General features: G+C 38.5%; 11 protein-coding genes. 10 read left to right on the top strand and 1 reads right to left on the bottom strand.

Features of this window, described 5'->3' with window-relative positions; all coding sequences use genetic code 11:
* Positions 1 to 71 precede the first annotated feature (71 nt).
* The 3 genes from QQK09_RS12075 to QQK09_RS12065 all read left to right on the top strand — a co-directional run bounded on the left by QQK09_RS12075 (position 72) and on the right by QQK09_RS12065 (position 3,884).
* Positions 72 to 2,279: an LruC domain-containing protein gene (locus QQK09_RS12075; RefSeq protein WP_284204404.1), complete on the top strand. Its 2,208-nt coding sequence runs from the start codon at positions 72 to 74 to the stop codon at positions 2,277 to 2,279.
* 28 nt (positions 2,280 to 2,307) lie between these two features.
* On the top strand, positions 2,308 to 2,841 hold the full coding sequence (locus QQK09_RS12070) for a hypothetical protein (RefSeq protein WP_284204403.1): 534 nt from the start codon (positions 2,308 to 2,310) through the stop codon (positions 2,839 to 2,841).
* A 95-nt stretch (positions 2,842 to 2,936) separates the two neighbouring features.
* Positions 2,937 to 3,884 carry a sensor domain-containing diguanylate cyclase gene (locus QQK09_RS12065; protein WP_284204402.1) on the top strand — a complete coding sequence of 316 codons (948 nt, stop codon included), beginning with the start codon at positions 2,937 to 2,939 and terminating at the stop codon, positions 3,882 to 3,884.
* Positions 3,885 to 3,962: 78 nt separating this feature from the next.
* Here the strand turns inward: QQK09_RS12065 and QQK09_RS12060 are convergent, their stop codons facing one another.
* Positions 3,963 to 4,244 (bottom strand): peptidylprolyl isomerase, encoded by a 282-nt coding sequence (locus tag QQK09_RS12060; RefSeq protein WP_284204401.1) that lies wholly within the window; start codon positions 4,242 to 4,244, stop codon positions 3,963 to 3,965.
* 127 nt (positions 4,245 to 4,371) lie between these two features.
* Here QQK09_RS12060 and htpX point away from each other — a divergent pair, with 127 nt between their 5' ends.
* The 7 genes from htpX to QQK09_RS12025 all read left to right on the top strand — a co-directional run bounded on the left by htpX (position 4,372) and on the right by QQK09_RS12025 (position 16,715).
* Positions 4,372 to 5,247 carry a protease HtpX gene (htpX, locus tag QQK09_RS12055; protein WP_284204400.1) on the top strand — a complete coding sequence of 292 codons (876 nt, stop codon included), beginning with the start codon at positions 4,372 to 4,374 and terminating at the stop codon, positions 5,245 to 5,247.
* 212 nt (positions 5,248 to 5,459) lie between these two features.
* The gene (locus QQK09_RS12050) at positions 5,460 to 6,437 is read left to right on the top strand and encodes an ABC transporter substrate-binding protein (protein WP_284204399.1); all 978 of its coding nucleotides are present in this window, start codon (positions 5,460 to 5,462) and stop codon (positions 6,435 to 6,437) included.
* On the top strand, positions 6,430 to 7,614 hold the full coding sequence (locus QQK09_RS12045) for a PAS domain-containing protein (protein WP_284204398.1): 1,185 nt from the start codon (positions 6,430 to 6,432) through the stop codon (positions 7,612 to 7,614). The genes QQK09_RS12050 and QQK09_RS12045 overlap by 8 nt, the downstream gene beginning before the upstream one ends.
* 233 nt (positions 7,615 to 7,847) lie before the next feature.
* Complete coding sequence (locus QQK09_RS12040; RefSeq protein ID WP_284204397.1) at positions 7,848 to 9,563, top strand: autotransporter assembly complex protein TamA; 1,716 nt, start codon at positions 7,848 to 7,850, stop codon at positions 9,561 to 9,563.
* Between the two features lie 17 nt (positions 9,564 to 9,580).
* On the top strand, positions 9,581 to 13,555 hold the full coding sequence (locus QQK09_RS12035; RefSeq protein ID WP_284204396.1) for a translocation/assembly module TamB domain-containing protein: 3,975 nt from the start codon (positions 9,581 to 9,583) through the stop codon (positions 13,553 to 13,555).
* Complete coding sequence (yddG, locus tag QQK09_RS12030) at positions 13,518 to 14,441, top strand: aromatic amino acid DMT transporter YddG (RefSeq protein WP_284204395.1); 924 nt, start codon at positions 13,518 to 13,520, stop codon at positions 14,439 to 14,441. Before QQK09_RS12035 ends, yddG begins: the two co-directional genes overlap by 38 nt.
* A gap of 1,482 nt (positions 14,442 to 15,923) precedes the next feature.
* Positions 15,924 to 16,715 carry a DUF3800 domain-containing protein gene (locus QQK09_RS12025; protein ID WP_284204394.1) on the top strand — a complete coding sequence of 264 codons (792 nt, stop codon included), beginning with the start codon at positions 15,924 to 15,926 and terminating at the stop codon, positions 16,713 to 16,715.
* Positions 16,716 to 17,474: the final 759 nt, after the last annotated feature.

Genomic DNA, 17,474 nt, shown 5'->3' with positions numbered 1-17,474 from the left:
CAGGACTTGTAATACATCAATCATAGCAACGTTAACATTGGTTAACAGATGATGATTTAAGGAAACCTATTATGCAGCATTACAAGGCTCTTGGTAAATTTGGTTTTAAAAGTAGAACGTTATTCACAGCATGTGCATTAATGGCTGGGCAGAGTATCACCGCAGTTAATGCAGCCCCCTTTAGTACTTGCCCAAGTAAGGCATTTTTATTTCAAGGCAAGCCAGTTGCGAGTTATGGCGTGAACCTTGTCACCGGTAGCTTTCAGTTGATAGAAGATAACCCGGGCATTAATGCCAATATCAACGGTCTTGGTTTTGATGAACAAGATAGGTATTTATACGGTTTTAATACCACAGATTTACAAGTGGTGAGAATGGACAGTGATTTTCAAGTTCAGGCACTTAATGTGAGTGGTTTACCTGCAGATTACACTTTCTTTGTCGGCGATGTCTCTAGTCACCACTATTACCTATACCGCAAAAATGTAGGGCTTTATAAAATTGACCTAAGCCCACTGGATAATGACATTACAGCAGCACTCACAGCACAGCATATTGGTAAGGCCAGTGTTAATTTAACGGATATTGCTTTCAACCCTAACGACAACCAACTTTACGGTGTTGATAATGGCACGGGGAAATTGTACCAAATATCACCCGACACGGGCGCTGCTAAGTATATTGGTGAGAGTGGAGAAACAGGCACATTTGGTGCAATGTATTTTGATGTAAATGGTTATTTCTATCTATCACGTAATCAGGATGGGAAAATTTATAGAATCGATCTCTCTAGCGTAACGAGCAATAGCACGATTGACGAATTACAAGCGTTAGATGTGACCGCAATTCATTTTGCTGATGGACCAAGTTCTAGTCAAAACGATGGTGCACGTTGCGCGTCTGCACCATTAATTGATGAAGACTCACCTTCAAATATTGACTTTGGTGATGCCCCGCAGACCTACGCAACCTTGCTTGCTGATAATGGTGCTCGACATTTATTAGATGGGGAAACCTATCTTGGTCTAACTGCCCCTGATGGTGATTATGATGGTTATACTGGCGCCGATTCAGACGACAGCACGCTGTTAAATGATCAAAGTTTCGATGATGAAGATGGGGTTAATTTTGTCACTGCATTTGAGATTGGTTTAGATTCGGTGGTCACTGTTTATGCGTCACGAGATGGTATTTTGAGTGCTTGGTTTGATTGGAATAGAGATGGTGACTTTGACGATCAAGATGAACAAAGCTTAGTTGATATTGCCTTAACAGAAGGGCTCAACGTTCTGTCATTACGTGTTCCCGATGGCGCGGTAGCAGGTAATAGTTGGAGTCGATTCCGTTTCAGTCAGCAAGCTGAATTGAATTATTATGGCGGTAGTAGCTCTGGTGAAGTGGAAGATCACGCTTTTACAATTAGTGAGTCCGGCATTAGTTATCGTTATTACCCTGGTGAAAATAGTTGGGTGACCTTAGCTTACGAAGACCAATGGCCAGCGAGTGATGATTACGATATGAATGATGTTGTTATGTATTACCGTACAGTGGAAGTGATACAAGATAATCAAGTGGTTCGTATTGATATCAAAGGTGAATTACAAGCATTGGGTGGTGTTTACCATAATGGTTTTGCGGTGCAGTTAGAAGATGTCGACACAACCAATGTGAATCAGCAAACTTTGCGTTTACTGCACAATAATATTGAACAGCAATATAGTGGCACGAATGGGGCAACTACCTATCCCATATTAGAAACGGGTAATAGCAATGCGGTCGTCATCATAAGCCAAGACCTGTGGAAACAAGCAAGCAGTGTGTGTAGTTATCATCGTACCGAAAAAGGTTGTAACCAAACCCAAAGCTTTGACTTTGAGATCAGTGTCCCGCTGATCAATCCGATTGAAATAGGCACCATTAGTGCACCTTATGACCCATTTATTTTTGCAACTGAGGGGCTTTATCATGGTGAAATGTTTACCAGTCATCCTGGCAGAGGGTTAGAAATACATCTTGTAGATAAGGCTCCGACTGAAAAATTTAACAGTGATTTTTATGGTCTTGCAGATGATACCAGTGATCCTTCAACGGGGCGTTATTTCCGTAATAGTAACAACCTACCTTGGGCGTTGGAAGTATCAGGGCCTTGGAAATGGCCGAGTGAACGCAGTCCTTTGTTAAATGCTTACCCTGAATTTCAAACCTTTGTTGAAAGCAATGGTAATCAAGGCAGTCAGTGGTTTGACCTTAATCAGGCGATAGCAAGACACCTGTTTTAAATTATAACTTTATTCATGAGGTAGTTTTATGTTGATTTCAAAAATAAAAATAACAAGTAGTGCACTGTTCATTTCAACATTATTAGGTTGTGGTGGTGGAGGTGGTGGTTCATCTTCAGCGGGTTCGGCTAGCGTTGATAGTGATAGTACTGCAGTCAGTACTGCCACACAAATTACAACTCCAGTCGTTGAACAACTCGACGTAGTTGAAAGTGAAGCCCTGCGAATGAGTGAACTTATTGCCAGTGATGATTTTCAGTTTACTAGCAAGCAGCAAGTGAATGTGTCCCTTGACCTTGATAATTTACTCGCTGCTAACAATCAAACCGATGCGCGGGCTTACGTCTCCGTTTATAGTCAATACCAATTGTTACCTTCTGGTCAATATTACCCGGATGCTTCAAGTCGTGTTGTGGCGGGGGATTTGCAAAATGGACAATTTAACCAAGATTTTATTGCCTTTAATGATAGCGACAGTTATCTGATTGAAGTGTGGTTCTATGATGGTGAGCCAGCTTTGCAAAAACAACAAGTCTTATTGAACAACCAGTTAACCTGGTAAACCTACACTCATCCCACAAGAATTGGGTTTGTAATCAGTCATAATAGGGCACGCTAGTTTGTAGATGCACTATTAAAATAAAAGGAGTAATTTCAGTGATTAAACATGATAAAGAAGCTGATTTTAATCTTAAATCGTTAATTATTAAAGGGCTTGAAATCTCGCCAGATTGTTTTGTCGTCATGCAAGGGGAAGAGAATAAAATTCTTTATTGTAATCATACTTTTGCTGACATATTTGGTAGCACTAATGATCAGCTAGTGGGGGTAACTAACAAGACATTATTAAAACAAGCATGGCAGACAAAGCGTGGTATTAATATTGAGACACAAGATTTTGATGAATGGATGGCTAGAGTTAATGAGCTACATAAGGTGAAGGAGGTTAATCAGTTTGAAACTGATCTCACCGATGGTCGTTGGTTTCGTATGACCAGAATGAACCTTGAGCAGGATATTAAAATCTATTTTGGTGTCGATATTACCGAGTTGAAAAAACTGCAACATGATTTAGAGATAGCAGTACAACAAATAGAACGGCTTGCTAATACCGATGCGTTAACCAACATCAGTAATCGACGATTTTTTGAAGTTATTTCGGAGAAAAAATTTGCGATAGCGAAACGCTACCATAAAGATTTTTCAGTTATGCTCTTAGATATTGATCACTTCAAAAAAGTAAATGATAACTATGGTCATGAAGGTGGTGATGATGTCCTTAAAGCATTAGCAAGAATGTGTACAGATATGGTCAGGAATACGGATACGCTTTGTCGTATTGGTGGTGAAGAGTTTGTGGTGCTACTGCCAGAAACAAATTTAAAGAAAGCCTATATTTTAGCTGAACGAATTCGCTTGGCGATTAACAAGCATGATTTCTATATTGTAAATTTAAAATGTACTGTTGGTATCTCCGTATCGATTGGTGTTAGTGCGATTAAAGAGGAAGATGAAAATGTACGCGATATATTAAATCGAGCTGATGCTGCACTCTATATGGCTAAAAAGGTGGGTAGAAACCGTGCTATATCGAAGAAGGAATAGGTTACCGAGTAAAAGAGTATGTTTTCAATTTTTAACGCCTTTGTTTAACAATAAACAAAGGCGTTAAGGTCTACTTAATTAGTCTTGACGTGAAGTCACTTCTAATAAGTGGTAACCAAATTGTGTTTTTACAGGACCTTGAACTTGGCCAACTGGTGCGCTGAATACAACTTTGTCAAACTCAGGTACCATCATACCTGGTCCAAATTCACCTAAATCACCGCCCTGTGCACCAGATGGGCAAGATGAATGTTTTTTTGCTAGATCTGCAAAATCAGAACCCGCTTCAATTTCGTTTTTCAATGTTAGACAGCTGTCTTCAGAACTTACTAAGATATGACGTGCACTTGCTAAAGCCATGAGGTATTCCTATTTTTAGTTTATAAAGGAGGCAAGATAAAGTAAAAATTGCGATCAATCAACATTTTGCTTGCAAAAATAACCCTAAGCCATATTATGTCCTCTCTTATCTATATTCGAGGTTTATATGAAACGTATTGTTCTCTTTTTAATGACTAACTTAGCCGTAGTATTGGTATTGGGTATTGTATTAAATGTTATTTTTGCTTTTACTGGGATGGATTCTCGTAGTACTGGTGGGTTATTAATACTGGCTATTGTATTTGGTTTTGGTGGTTCGTTTATCTCGTTAGCGATATCAAAATGGATGGCGAAACGCAGTACAGGTGCTGTTGTTATTGAAACACCTGCCAATGAAACTGAAACATGGTTACTTAATACTGTTCGTGCTCAAGCACAAAAAGCAGGTATTGCGTGTCCTGAAGTTGCGATTTATGACGCAGCGGATATGAATGCCTTTGCAACGGGTATGAACAAAAATAAAGCACTGGTAGCAGTAAGTACCGGCTTATTAAATACCATGACGCGTGATGAAGCGGAAGCGGTATTAGCCCATGAAGTCAGTCATGTTGCAAGTGGCGATATGGTGACTTTGGCACTGATTCAAGGTGTTGTGAATACCTTTGTTATCTTTATTGCCCGTGTTGTCGGCGGTATTATTGACAACTTCATTAGTAACAATGATGAAGAAGAGTCTTCAGGACATGGCTTCTCATACTTCATTATCGTGTTTATTTTAGAGATGATATTTGGTGTGTTGGCAAGTACGATTGTGATGTACTACTCAAGAAAACGTGAATTTAGTGCCGATTCTGGTGCTGCATCGCTGGTGGGTAAAGAGAAAATGATTGCTGCATTGCAACGTTTACAAAAGGGCAGTGAACCACAACTAGAAGGTAGTTTAATGGCCTTTGGTATTTCAGGAAAACGCAGTGGGGGGTTGTTTATGTCTCATCCTCCCCTTGAGTCTCGTATTGCGGCACTTCAGGCTTTTAATGGCTAATATCAACAGCCTTTAAGTGATGATTATCTGTATTGGTTAATCACCACTTATTTAATGCACTTGCAGTCACAATCCCGAGACGGTAGAACAAGTACCAACACTCAAAATAATAAAAAACCGCTATTTATCAATAAATAGCGGTTTTTTTGTTTGTCTATATCTGTCATGATCACCTTTAACTCTTTTGTATACGGCATCCATTTAGGTTTTTTATGACATTACCTGCTGCATTGGCACAGCGCTTAGCAATTTTATTGGTGTCTGTTTTTTTATTATCAGCCTGCAACCCCTATGATCGCCCCCTTACCGTAGCCGCTGCCCCGTGGCCAAATTTCGAATTTTTATTTCTTGCTAAAGAGTTAAATTACCTACCTGAAGAGCAGTATTCTTTGTTCGAATTGTCAGCGGCAAGTAGCGTTATTCAAGCCTTTCAAGCGGGCAAGTTGGATGTGGCCTTTTTATCATTGGATGAAGTGCTTACGCTCGTTGCATTAGGCATCGACCTTAAAATTGTATCTGTAATTGATCACTCAATGGGAGGCGATGCACTTTTAGTGAAGCCTGAAATAACCTCTTTGCAAGGTCTTAAGTGGCACTCTGTTGGTTATGAAAATAAATCCGCCGGTGCATTACTACTGAATGAAGCCTTTGTAATTTCGGGACTGAATAATCAAACCATTCAATTACTAGAAGTAAAACAGAGTGAAGTGAAAGATGTATATATGCAGGAGCATATTGATGGTTTAATCGTACGTGAACCACAAAAGCAGCAATTATTGGCACTTGGTGCGCGTGAGTTACTCAACTCTAGCCAATTAAAGCAGCGTATTACTCATTTAATGATCGTACGTTCTGATGTCGCTAAGCATGAAGCGATAAAAGTCACGCAACTTTTAACGCAATTTTATAATGCACGTGATTATTATTTACAAAATGAAAAACAAGCGTTAACAACCATGGCGGTGCGTTTACAGGTATTTCCTTCGTTATTAGCCGAATCCTTTAAGGGGACGCGCTTTATTGAGCCAAAAGATGCATTAATGCATCTATCGGGCACGCCATCAAACATTGAAATACAAGCCAATGAATTAAGCTTGTTTATGACGCAAAAAAAGATGCTCGGCAAAATGCCCAACGATTTTACCTCAAATATCTCTACACGTATTTTAGAGCGTGTTATCTATGAATAGTATTCGTAACTTATCCCTTGCCGTGACAGTGCCTAGCGCACTGTTTTTAGCCATTATCTGCTTACAAACCTTGGTTTTTACTTTCCAATATCAACAGGCACAGCAACAACTTTATAGCGAAAAAGAACAGCATATCAAAGGCATCGCGGGTAATCTGCAAACCAACCTGTCTTATGCCTTGATGCGCTTAGAGAAAGCCCAAGCTCAGAATATTATTTCTGAAGCAGCGCTAGATTATAATTTAATGCGTATCGCTGTCGTTGACCACAACCAACAAATTGTATTGAGTAATCAACTGCGTGACAAGTATATGTTTGCACAGTTGCAATTACCCCATTATGATGGTGCTCTTTTAAATCAAGTGATTGAAAAAAATGACTTTATTTTTGAATATAATGAACGGGCGCAAGACCTACTCGTGTATGTCCCGCTGCAGATGCTTTCTAAAGGTAATACATTAAATCGTAAATTTAACGGTTTAATTTATATTCGTTATTCATTGAGTCATGCCATCACTGAGCTACGTTATGAAACATTGTTCTCACTGATAAAAGTAACGCTAACATTATTAATTTGTTTACTTATTTTCATCTATGCGATAAAACGCTTTTTCATCAATCCACTTAACCAACTCGCGCAAACAATGTCAGTTTCTGACTTAAATGCAAATACTGAGGAGCAACAGGTAGCTTATGGAGAACTTGGTGATTTACAACGTGCATTTATTGGTTTTACAAAACGGATTAATCAGCGCTTAAATACACTTTCTGCGCGAGAACAACGTTTATTATATGCCGTTAATGGTGCGAGAGATGGAGTCTGGGATTGGGATATTGAAAAAAACAGTGTCTATTTTTCTCAGCGCTGGCAAGAGATGCTGGGTTATCAACAAGGTGAGTTTGAAAGTAGCATCGAAGAGTGGGAAGCACTTATTCACAAAGATGACTTAAACTCGACAATTAAAGCATTACAATTGCACTTTAGTGGTAAAAACTCCTTCTTTGAAAGCACCTACCGAATACGTTGTCATAACGGTAGCTATTGTTGGATACTGAGTCGTGGCCAAACGGTTTCTTGGGGCAGTGATGGGGAACCTTTGCGCATTGTAGGCACTCATACTGAGATAAGTCACTTTCAAAAAACGAACAATGTGAAAGTCGTTGAGGCTGTACTATAAAGAAACAGTAGAAATGTCGCTAGCAGTAACGTTCAACGGTTAGCCGTAATACAAGTATATCGTGCTGCCATTTACCGCTCGTTCACACTTTTAATGCGCAGTATCTCTTTTAGCGTGATTGTTTAGGGTAAACAATTAATATACTCACGGTGATGACTGGTGTCATTTAGCCACTTCGGTTACTTAAAATCGTGATCAATTTATTACACACATAGGTTATTAGTACAATACAGATGAAGATTTTTACAACGTTAATATTACCCTTGCTGGCGCTATTTTATAGTGTGGCTAGCAGCGCTGAGATAAAGTTTAAAATAAACGGTGCCGATGGCGATGCTGAAGATAATATTGAAATCTATTTAGATAACCTAGATGCACCTAAAAATGCCAATGACGATGATTATTTATCTGAAGTCGTCAATTCAACACAAACGGCATTACGTGTATTTGGTTTTTATCAATCTAGCGTTGATATTACTGTTACAGATAAAAGTAATGATCAACTTGTCACATTAGATATCGTGGTTGGCCCCGTGACGGTGATAGATATTTCTGATATTGAGTTAAAAGGTGCCGGAAAAGATTTATCTGATTTCAAACAATTAATCGAAACCTTTGAGCTTAGCAAAGGGGATCCTTTGTTACATGCTAATTATGAAAGCGCTAAAGGAGGATTAAAAAGTATTGCCAGACGCTATGGTTTTTTTGATGCTACTTTTGAAAAAGCACGCGTAGATGTTTCATCATTGACCAACAGTGCCAACGTATACTTATGGTTCAATACCGGCCCCCGCTATCTGTTTGGTGAACTTCTGTTTGATGCCCCCATTGTGGCAGAGAAAAATATTATTAGCCTCAGAAGTTTTGAGGTAGGAGACCCCTTTGATACTCGAAAACTTGGTTTTTTTAATAGTGATTTGAATGAAACTGGGTATTTCAAAAGTATTAGTATTCTGCCCGATTTTAATGAAAAAGACGGGTTACAAGTTCCACTCAATGTTGTCGCATCGATGCAGCCGGAAGACTCTTTTAATGCTGGTTTCGGTTATTCAACCGATGAAGGTATACGTGGTAAGTTTCGTTGGGTTCGTCCTTGGGTAACACAGTGGGGACACTCGGTAGAAGGGAATGTCGTGGCGTCGATTCCAAAACAAGAAGCTTCCTTAACCTATAAAATTCCGTTAGAAGATCCTATTTATAATTATATGTCGGTCCAAACCGGTTATAAATTGGTAGAGCAGAATGATACTGATACCACGCAATTTTTAGTTGGTTTTAGCCGTCATTGGCGATTCTCTAATCAATGGGAACGAACTGCTTTTATTCGTTATGAACATGAACAAGGTTTGCAAGGACAGGAAGACTTTTCTACCTCATTAATTATACCCGGCGTCAGTTTTAGCCGTACCCGTACAAAAGGCGGTATTAACGCAACTTGGGGGGATAGGCTAATGACGTCGCTTGAAGTTTCCAATGAGTGGTGGCTTTCGAGCGATGATTTAATAAAAATTTACGGGCAAGCTAAGTATTTACGTACCTATTCTGGGCATCAATTTGTTGGGTCGATAGAGCTGGGTGCGATTCAAACATCTTCTATTTATAATGTACCTTCATCCATGCGTTTTTTCACTGGTGGCGATCAAAGCGTACGTGGTTTTGGTTATGAAAGTATTGCACCAGAAGATGACGATGGTTACCTACTTGGTGGTAAATATTTAACCGTCGCCAGTCTTGAATATCGTTTTCCAGTCGCAGATAACTGGAAAATAGCCTTGTTCAGCGATATCGGTACGGCAACCGATGATTTTTCCGAAGTGATGTCGAGCAGTGCTGGTATGGGGGTTGTCTGGGCTTCGCCCGTTGGTCCTGTGCGCTTATATGTTGCTAAACCCATTACTAATGAGATAGACAGTTTTGCTATTCATTTCATGATAGGACCTGAATTATGATTATCTTGAAGTGGGTAATGAAAATAAGTAAATATAGCCTTGTTACCTTACTCTCGTTGTTTGCTATCACCGCCTTAGCGAGTAGTTTTTTGCTGTTAACCCACAGTGGAAACCAGTTGATTATTTCACTTGTAAAACAAGTTGAATCACGTTTGTCTGTGGAATTAGAAGAGGGCTCACTATTAAGTTCACCCACATTTTCAGATATCACTTGGTTAGATGGTGAAACGCAAATCAAGATTAGCCATGCCAATTATCAATTTGATTGGGGTTGCCTCTTTAATCGTGTTTGTTTAGATTCGTTAACACTCGCTGGCGTACAGATATCGCTACCAGAAACGAGTGAAGCAGAGGAACCTGAGGTTGTTGAAGATGGTGGACAGCCACTGAATATCGATATTCCAATCGCATTGATTGTTGGTGATATTACCGTTAGTGAACTTGATTTTACGATGGGCACGCTAGCGGTTAATCTCGATAAAATTTCATTACAAGCAGATGCCTTTAAAAAGGATGTCACACTCGCATCGCAAATAAGTGGACTGCTTGTAACATTACCTGATAGTGCACCAGAAGTGATTGCCAGTAAGCCAACAAACAGCAGCGTCAAAAAACAGCAAAATCTGCAATTTCAATCAATCGCCGCGATATTAACAGATGGAATGTTACCCACGGTCAGTTTACCCATCAATCTGACGGTTGATCCGATCAATATCGATACCTTTGAACTGGTACAAAATAAGCAAACATTGTTTGCACTGAATAAGCTTGATACACAATTTACCTTTAAAGCGTCAGAACTTGCAATCACGCAATTTGCTATCGACATTCCAGAAACGAAGGCCAACTTAACAGGTAATATTAACTTCATAGACGATTACCCATTAAATATTACGCTTGATGGACAAATTCAAAATATAAAACAACTAGAGCCAGCAACATTACTAAAAGACATTAATTTCCAATTTACCAGCAATGGTAGTTTGTCGAACCTAAACAGTGAACTACGACTCTCAAATAAAATCGATTTACAATTACGCAGTCATTTAGATCTGTTTGCCGATAACTTACCACACCAAATATCACTTGATTGGCAGAATTTACAATGGCCGCTGACCGGAGATGCACAATACCGCATAGAGCAGGGACGTTTTGTCAGTAAAGGCTCTCTGCTTGATTACCAGATTGAATTACAAAGTGATTATCAGGTGAGTGAACTTCCCGCAGGTAACGTAAGCTTAAAAACCAATGGTGGTTTGCAACATCTACAAATAGAATCTTTAAATGTTGAAACACTGTCCGGTAACATTGATTTTTCTGGCTTACTCGCTTGGAAAGAAAAAATTGATTGGTTAGGTGAACTGAGCATCACTGATATCGATTTAGCTGAATTAGAGACTGAATACGAAGGACATTTTTCAGGGAATATTAAACAACAAGTCGCGGTAACACTTTTTGAAAATGCAGATCCAGAGTGGCAATTCGATTTCCCTGAGTTAGCGATTGTTGGTGAGCTATTGACGCGACCGCTAACCGTGAGTGGACGTATTTCAGGTGACGATAAACAAGGGATACTGTTTGATAAATTAGCAATCGACAACGATGATAATAGTTTGTTAATTAATGGGTATTTGGCAACACAAAATGATTTAGCGATATCATTAAATATTGTTGATGTTAGTCACCTCATGCTCGCATTAAAAGGCGGGATTACAGGAACGGTTAATGTCACAGGACCCTCTGATTTATTGCAGATAGAGAGTTCGTTGGTTGCGAATAGCCTCACTTATCAGGACTATCAAGTGGGTAATATCAATCTTGATGGTGAAGTGTTATTAAGTGAAAAACCACAAATTTCGTTAACCCTCAATGCAAACAACATAATAGCAGCGGATCAATTAATTGATGATTTAGCCATCAAGATCACCCACGACATCGATGCAGAGAACAATGAGCAAAGTGAAGGTGTTCAACACAAAATTGAGTTGTTGGCCAATAGCGAGTTAATTTCCACGGACTTGGCTGTTTTTGTCACTCAAACCGATCAACAACTATTGGTTAAATTGAATAATGCAATCATCGATTTGCCTCATCAAACGCTGACATTGTCGACGCCTTTTGATGTGGTATCTGCTGCGGATAATATCGAAATTACACCTCACTGTTGGCAGGCTAAAACCCCAGAGACGAGTAATGCAGGTCGTCTTTGTATTACACAGGTCAATATCGCTGAGTCAGGTAATGTCGTACTTGATATAGATAAATATCTATTAGCAAACTTAACACCCTTTTTGCCTGCCCATTTGAAACTACAAGGGGCACTTTCAGCTAATGCAGATCTACAGTGGCAAAAAGATGTCAACCCGACGTTTTTGGTTAACCTTTTCTCTGACGATATGTTATTAAAAATTAATACCGACTCTGATCCAGAAATATTCAGAGATTATGCAATGGAGACGTTTAAGATAAATCTCGAAGGAAAAGCGAATGAAATCTTGGTCGATACAAAAATTTATGCCGATAAACTTATCGACGTTAATATTAAAGGGCAGTTACAACCTTATAATGAACAGCCAACGCTAGATGCAAAAATCATCTCTAATCTTCCTGATTTTTCATTGTTTTTACCACTCATTCCCGCTTTAGATTCGTTAGAGGGGCAGTTAAGTAGCGAAGTTTCGATTACAGGTAAATTAGATAAACCGACTGTTAACGGTAAGGTTAATATTCGCGATTCTTTAATAAGCAGTACCGATCTTCCTATGAATGTTAAAGAATTGAGTGCAAATATAGAAATCGTACAAAGTAGTGCAACGTTGCAAGGTTCGTTCAATAGCAGTGGTAATAATACCATCACTGAAAAAGCGGCTGCTGTCCCCTTACTAACTAATACGTTTAATTTTTTTGATAAATCAGTAAAAAAAGTAGGGGGTAAAATATTACACCCGTTGGCTGATAAAGAGAAAGTACAGCAGGTTGCAAAAGAAAACCCAGGCGTCGCATTCATCACCGGTCAATTTGATTGGTCTAATACGTTCATGGGTGATATTCACTTCTATGCACAGCAGTTAGAGATTTATGATTATGGAAAGATCGATCTGTTAATTACACCAGATATCAGTATCTCATTTAATGATCAGGTAAAAATTGATGGTGATTTATTTGTTGATAAAGGGAAAATCGTCGTTAAAGAGTTAGCGGCAGGGGCAATATCGGAATCTTCAGATATTGTAATTGTTGATGTCGAGCAACAAACGGTTGCTCCTGATTTACCGGTGATCATCGACCTCTCTGTTGATCTGGGTAACTCATTACAAATCGTCGCACTTGGATTAGATACCTTTATCGGCGGAAAGTTGTTAATAGAAAAACCATTTGAAAAAGACTTGAGTATTAACGGCGTATTACAATTAAGTGATGGTAGTTACCGTGCTTTAGGACAGCAACTGACCCTACAAGATAGTCGAATTATATTCCAAGGAGCGCCAGAGTCTCCTTATTTACAAATAGAGGCGATACGTGATCCAAGCAAAATAGAAGATGATGTCACCGCTGGTGTCCGTGTGACCGGTCCTGTTGATGAATTAGAACTCGTGATATTTTCTGAACCTGCGATGGCACAACAAGAAGCATTATCTTATCTTACCCGAGGACAAGGTCTAAACAGCAGTTCAGACAGTAGTACCATGGCAAATATGTTAATCGATATTGCAGCAGGGCAATCAGATAACCTAATGAGCAGTATTGGTGAAGAGATAGGAATTAAAGATTTATCGCTTTCGTCAAGTGGTACCGGGGATGAACAATCCGTCGGTATTCGCGGTGAAATTGCCCCCGGCGTTGAGATAAGTTATGGCGTTGGCGTATTTGATACCTTCTCAATATTATCGTTACGTTATGAAATATTGGAACGATTATACATCGAAGCTTCAAGTGGTATTTATCAGGCAGTCGATGCGTATTATGAATGGGATTGGGATAAACGTGAGTAGCAACAAGCAGTATACAATTGCAGGGTGTTTAGCCATTTTATTGTGGAGTGCAACCGTTGGTCTGGTCCGTAATGTAGCAGAACAACTTGGTCCTATTGGCGGTGCTGCAATGATCTATTCAGTCAGTGCACTGTTTTTAATCATGGTACTTGGCATCCCACATTTAAAACGTTTTTCTGTTAAATATATTATGATTGGCGGCGCACTGTTTGTCAGTTACGAAATTTGTTTATCATTGGCACTTGGCATGGCTAACTCTCGTATTCAAGCGGTTGAAATGGGTGTCATTAACTATTTATGGCCTACGTTAGTTGTTTTACTTACGGCATTGACGAGTCATACTAAGATTGATAAACGTGTTTACCCAGTAATCGCATTATCTTTTTTTGGTGTTGCTTGGACTGTTAGTGGCGATCAAGGACTCTCAGCAAAACAATTAGCTGATAATTTTATTACCAATCCAACCAGCTATTCTTTAGCTTTAATAGGCGCTTTCATATGGGCTTTTTATTGTAATATTACTAAAAAGCGTGCTAATGGAAAAAACGCAATCACGCTATTTTTTATCGCAACGGCTATTACTTTATGGGTGTTCTATTTTATAAGTGATGAAGCCACGATGGTATTTAATAGCAGTTCAGTCATTGATTTGCTGATCACCGGAATTGCAATGGGCAGTGCGTATGCTCTGTGGAATAGTGCCATCATTGGCGGCAATATGATGCTATTAGCCACACTGTCGTACTTCACACCACTTTTATCTACTTTTATATCGGCGATGATTTTAGATATCGAACTTACGGCTACTTTTTGGCAAGGTGTGATGATGGTGACTATTGCTTCGTTGTTATGTTGGTGGTTTACAAGACAAAAGGGCACTTCTTAACTAGAAACTCCCCAATAGGTTAAGTATTACCTTAAGCTAAGGCTTTAATAGCGAGCGTGTTTCTAATCCTTTACGCTTACCAAAGGGCTGTTTTTATGTTCAGTTGTTGCTTTTTCCGCCTTTCTACCAAAAATAAAGAAAATTATATTAATTTTATATCACAGTTTTTTGACTTATTTTATTAAATTATTGAAATAGCTGTTTAAACTAATGTATATTAAGTCAATTAAAAATGATTTTGAATTCCATGTTTCTTTATAGATTGGTGGTTTTTTCTGTCTAATAAGCTGTTAATTGGCCTTAAAATTATTTGGGATATGTTTTCAAATTTAAGTTTTTTTAATACCAACTAATGTATGAAATACGCTCAAATAAGTTGTCTCGAATGTGACTTTTAATCTGCACATTCAGCCAGATTAAGGTATTTTCGCTAATAGAGTTTTGCTTTTATAAAAACCCAAAAGCATAAAACTCATTAGCTTAGTTTTTAGTAAATAGAGGCTTCATTTTTTGCCTAGTTTTTACGTAATATTGAGCGTGCAATTTTGCTAAAAAGGTGTGTAGTTTCCGCTTGGTATTTGGATTCTCAATATTGAAATGGTCACTAGAATAATTGGTGTAAAAAGTTCTATTACCGGCATCAATTAACAAGGCATTTAAACGGAATAAAAACAGTTGGTTATGTTTCGTGCCTCAACATTATAACCAACTATTTTTATCCGCTTAATGCGGCGTTAAATGGTTTTCGTAGAGTTCTTTTGGGTTTGTGTTTTTTAGGTCTAATTTGTGCAAAGTTGTTTGCGCAGTTTGATATCTAGTTTCTTTGAAAATACTCGAAAATGGTTAGGTTATTTCGACCTTGAGCGTAATTCGTTGCTCGCACATTTAAGGCTTTTCCAAGTGCGGTAAGTTGGTTTGGTTTTTAAACTCGACTCTCAAAAATGTAATGAGAACATAGTATTAACTTCGTTCATCAGCTAGCTTCGTTTATTATGAAGCTTAAATTTTAGAAATGGTTTTGCCTGAATTTTATGCTCAATTGAGTGTGCACTAGGCCTACCATTTAACAAGTCAATTCAACTGGAATAAAAACGGCGGTCATCGCTACGCGATTATAGCCCACCATTTTTATCCAGTTAATATGGGCGTTAAATGGGCTGTGAATAAGACTAAATGTTGGGTTTCTAAAGCCTATTTTGTTCAAAGTAAAATGCGTTGTTTCTTGAGGTTATTAAAGCCTGTATCTCATAAATGTTAATCGAATAGGGCATTTACTTCGTTCGTAAACTTGCTTCGTTTATGATGAATCAATAATTTAAATAAAAGCCAAATACTTGTTCTGTGTGTAGCTCTGTTTTTACTTTGGGTTTGCCATTTAACAAGTTGCTTAAACGGAATAAAAACAGTTGGTCATCGCTTCGCGATTTTAACCAACCATTTTTATCCGCTTAGCAAGGCGTTAGGTGCTACTAGGAGACTCGAATGAGCACAGGTAAACTAATTTGGCACGTTGCCTGTGATGAATCGGGTATAGATGGGCAGGTATATTATGGTTTTGGCTCTCTTTGGATGAAATACCAAAGACGAGGTGATTTTACGAGAATCATTCGGGAGTTAAGAGAAAAACATAACTATCACAATGAAATTAAGTGGCAAAAAGCCCATAAAAAATTCTATGCTGATTTTTACGCTGAGTTAATCGAGACCTTTTTCAAAAATTCATGGTTAGCATTTCATTGTATAGTTATAAGAAAGGGAATGGTTGATAAATCGTTCCATGATGGCGACTATGACTTAGCAATGAGAAAACATTTTACAAAGCTTATATCTACGAAAATTAAAGCAGTAATAAAAGCTCACCCTAGCCGTGATTGTGAATTTAGAATTGAAGTGGATCCATTACCATCAAGGTATAAAAAAGCAGACGAGGCTTTTCATAAAATAGCAAATAGTATGTTAACAAAAGAGCTTGGAGGAAGCGCACTCATTAAAAGTGTCGTAACTAAAGACTCAAAAGATTCCGAGCATATTCAAATCGCTGATTTTTTGCTTGGTGCAGTGATGAGTGCTTTTCAAGGTAAAGCCTCTTCTCCAGCAAAATTAGCAGTTGCCACTAAAATAGCCACATACTTAGGCTGGGATGATTTAAAACATGATACTTGGGGCACAGAGAGAAAGTTCAATGTATGGTACTTTTTTGATCCAAGAGTTGGAGGAAGGGAAGTTACAACTGAACCTGTAAGGCTTAAATACCCACTTCCAAAACGCACCTAACAAGAGCTTTAAACGGAACTAAAACAGTGGGTTACGTTTCGCTTCGCTACACATTTTAACCCACTATTTTAGTCCGCTTAAGCAGGCGTTAAATGGGCTGTGAATCAGACTAAATGTTGGGTTTCTAAAGTCTGTTTTATTCAAAGTAAAATGCGTTGTTTCTTGGGGTTATCAAAACCAGCATCTCATAAATGTTAATCGAATAGGGCATTTACTTCGTTCGTAAACTAGCTTCGTTTATGATGAATCAATAATTTAAATAAAAGCCAAGTACTTGTTTTGTGTGTAGCTCTTTTTTACTTTTGGTTTGCCATTTAACAAGTTGCTTAAACGGAACTAAAACAGTTGGTCATCGCTTCGCGATTATAACCAACCATTTTAGTCCGCTTAGCAAGGCGTTAGCTGTCTTCGCAGATAGCTAGTTTTGTTTTATGATTTTTGTAAAAACGAGTGGTCGTTTTTCCTTTGAATCAGTTTTCCGTTCATTGTTTTTTAGTTTGCTATTTGGGTGTTGGTTTCCAATCAAGCCTTCATTTAGCACTGTTTTTTAACTGGCAGTTTAGCTTCGAAATGTTAAGCTAAATCTCCAATAATCAGCCGTTTGTTAATCTACTTTTGTCACTTATAAAGCCGGCTAACAAGGTGCTTAAACGGAATAAAAACAGTTGGTCATCGCTTCGCGATTTTAACCAACCATTTTTATCCGCTTAGCAAGGCGTTGGTATGACTTCCCACGTCAATCTAAATATTACTTTTCCC

The organism is Psychromonas marina (assembly GCF_030161115.1).
In the GTDB taxonomy this organism is placed as follows: domain Bacteria; phylum Pseudomonadota; class Gammaproteobacteria; order Enterobacterales; family Psychromonadaceae; genus Psychromonas; species Psychromonas marina.
This window is presented reverse-complemented; position numbering and strand designations above follow the sequence as displayed.

Coding starts and splice junctions, on each gene's coding strand:
- htpX (WP_284204400.1), top strand. CDS start 4,372: ATGAAACGTATTGTTCTCTTTTTAATGACTAACTTAGCCGTAGTATTG.
- QQK09_RS12070 (WP_284204403.1), top strand. CDS start 2,308: ATGTTGATTTCAAAAATAAAAATAACAAGTAGTGCACTGTTCATTTCA.
- QQK09_RS12050 (WP_284204399.1), top strand. CDS start 5,460: ATGACATTACCTGCTGCATTGGCACAGCGCTTAGCAATTTTATTGGTG.
- QQK09_RS12075 (WP_284204404.1), top strand. CDS start 72: ATGCAGCATTACAAGGCTCTTGGTAAATTTGGTTTTAAAAGTAGAACG.
- QQK09_RS12040 (WP_284204397.1), top strand. CDS start 7,848: ATGAAGATTTTTACAACGTTAATATTACCCTTGCTGGCGCTATTTTAT.
- QQK09_RS12035 (WP_284204396.1), top strand. CDS start 9,581: ATGAAAATAAGTAAATATAGCCTTGTTACCTTACTCTCGTTGTTTGCT.
- QQK09_RS12045 (WP_284204398.1), top strand. CDS start 6,430: ATGAATAGTATTCGTAACTTATCCCTTGCCGTGACAGTGCCTAGCGCA.
- yddG (WP_284204395.1), top strand. CDS start 13,518: ATGCGTATTATGAATGGGATTGGGATAAACGTGAGTAGCAACAAGCAG.
- QQK09_RS12025 (WP_284204394.1), top strand. CDS start 15,924: ATGAGCACAGGTAAACTAATTTGGCACGTTGCCTGTGATGAATCGGGT.
- QQK09_RS12060 (WP_284204401.1), bottom strand. CDS start 4,244: ATGGCTTTAGCAAGTGCACGTCATATCTTAGTAAGTTCTGAAGACAGC.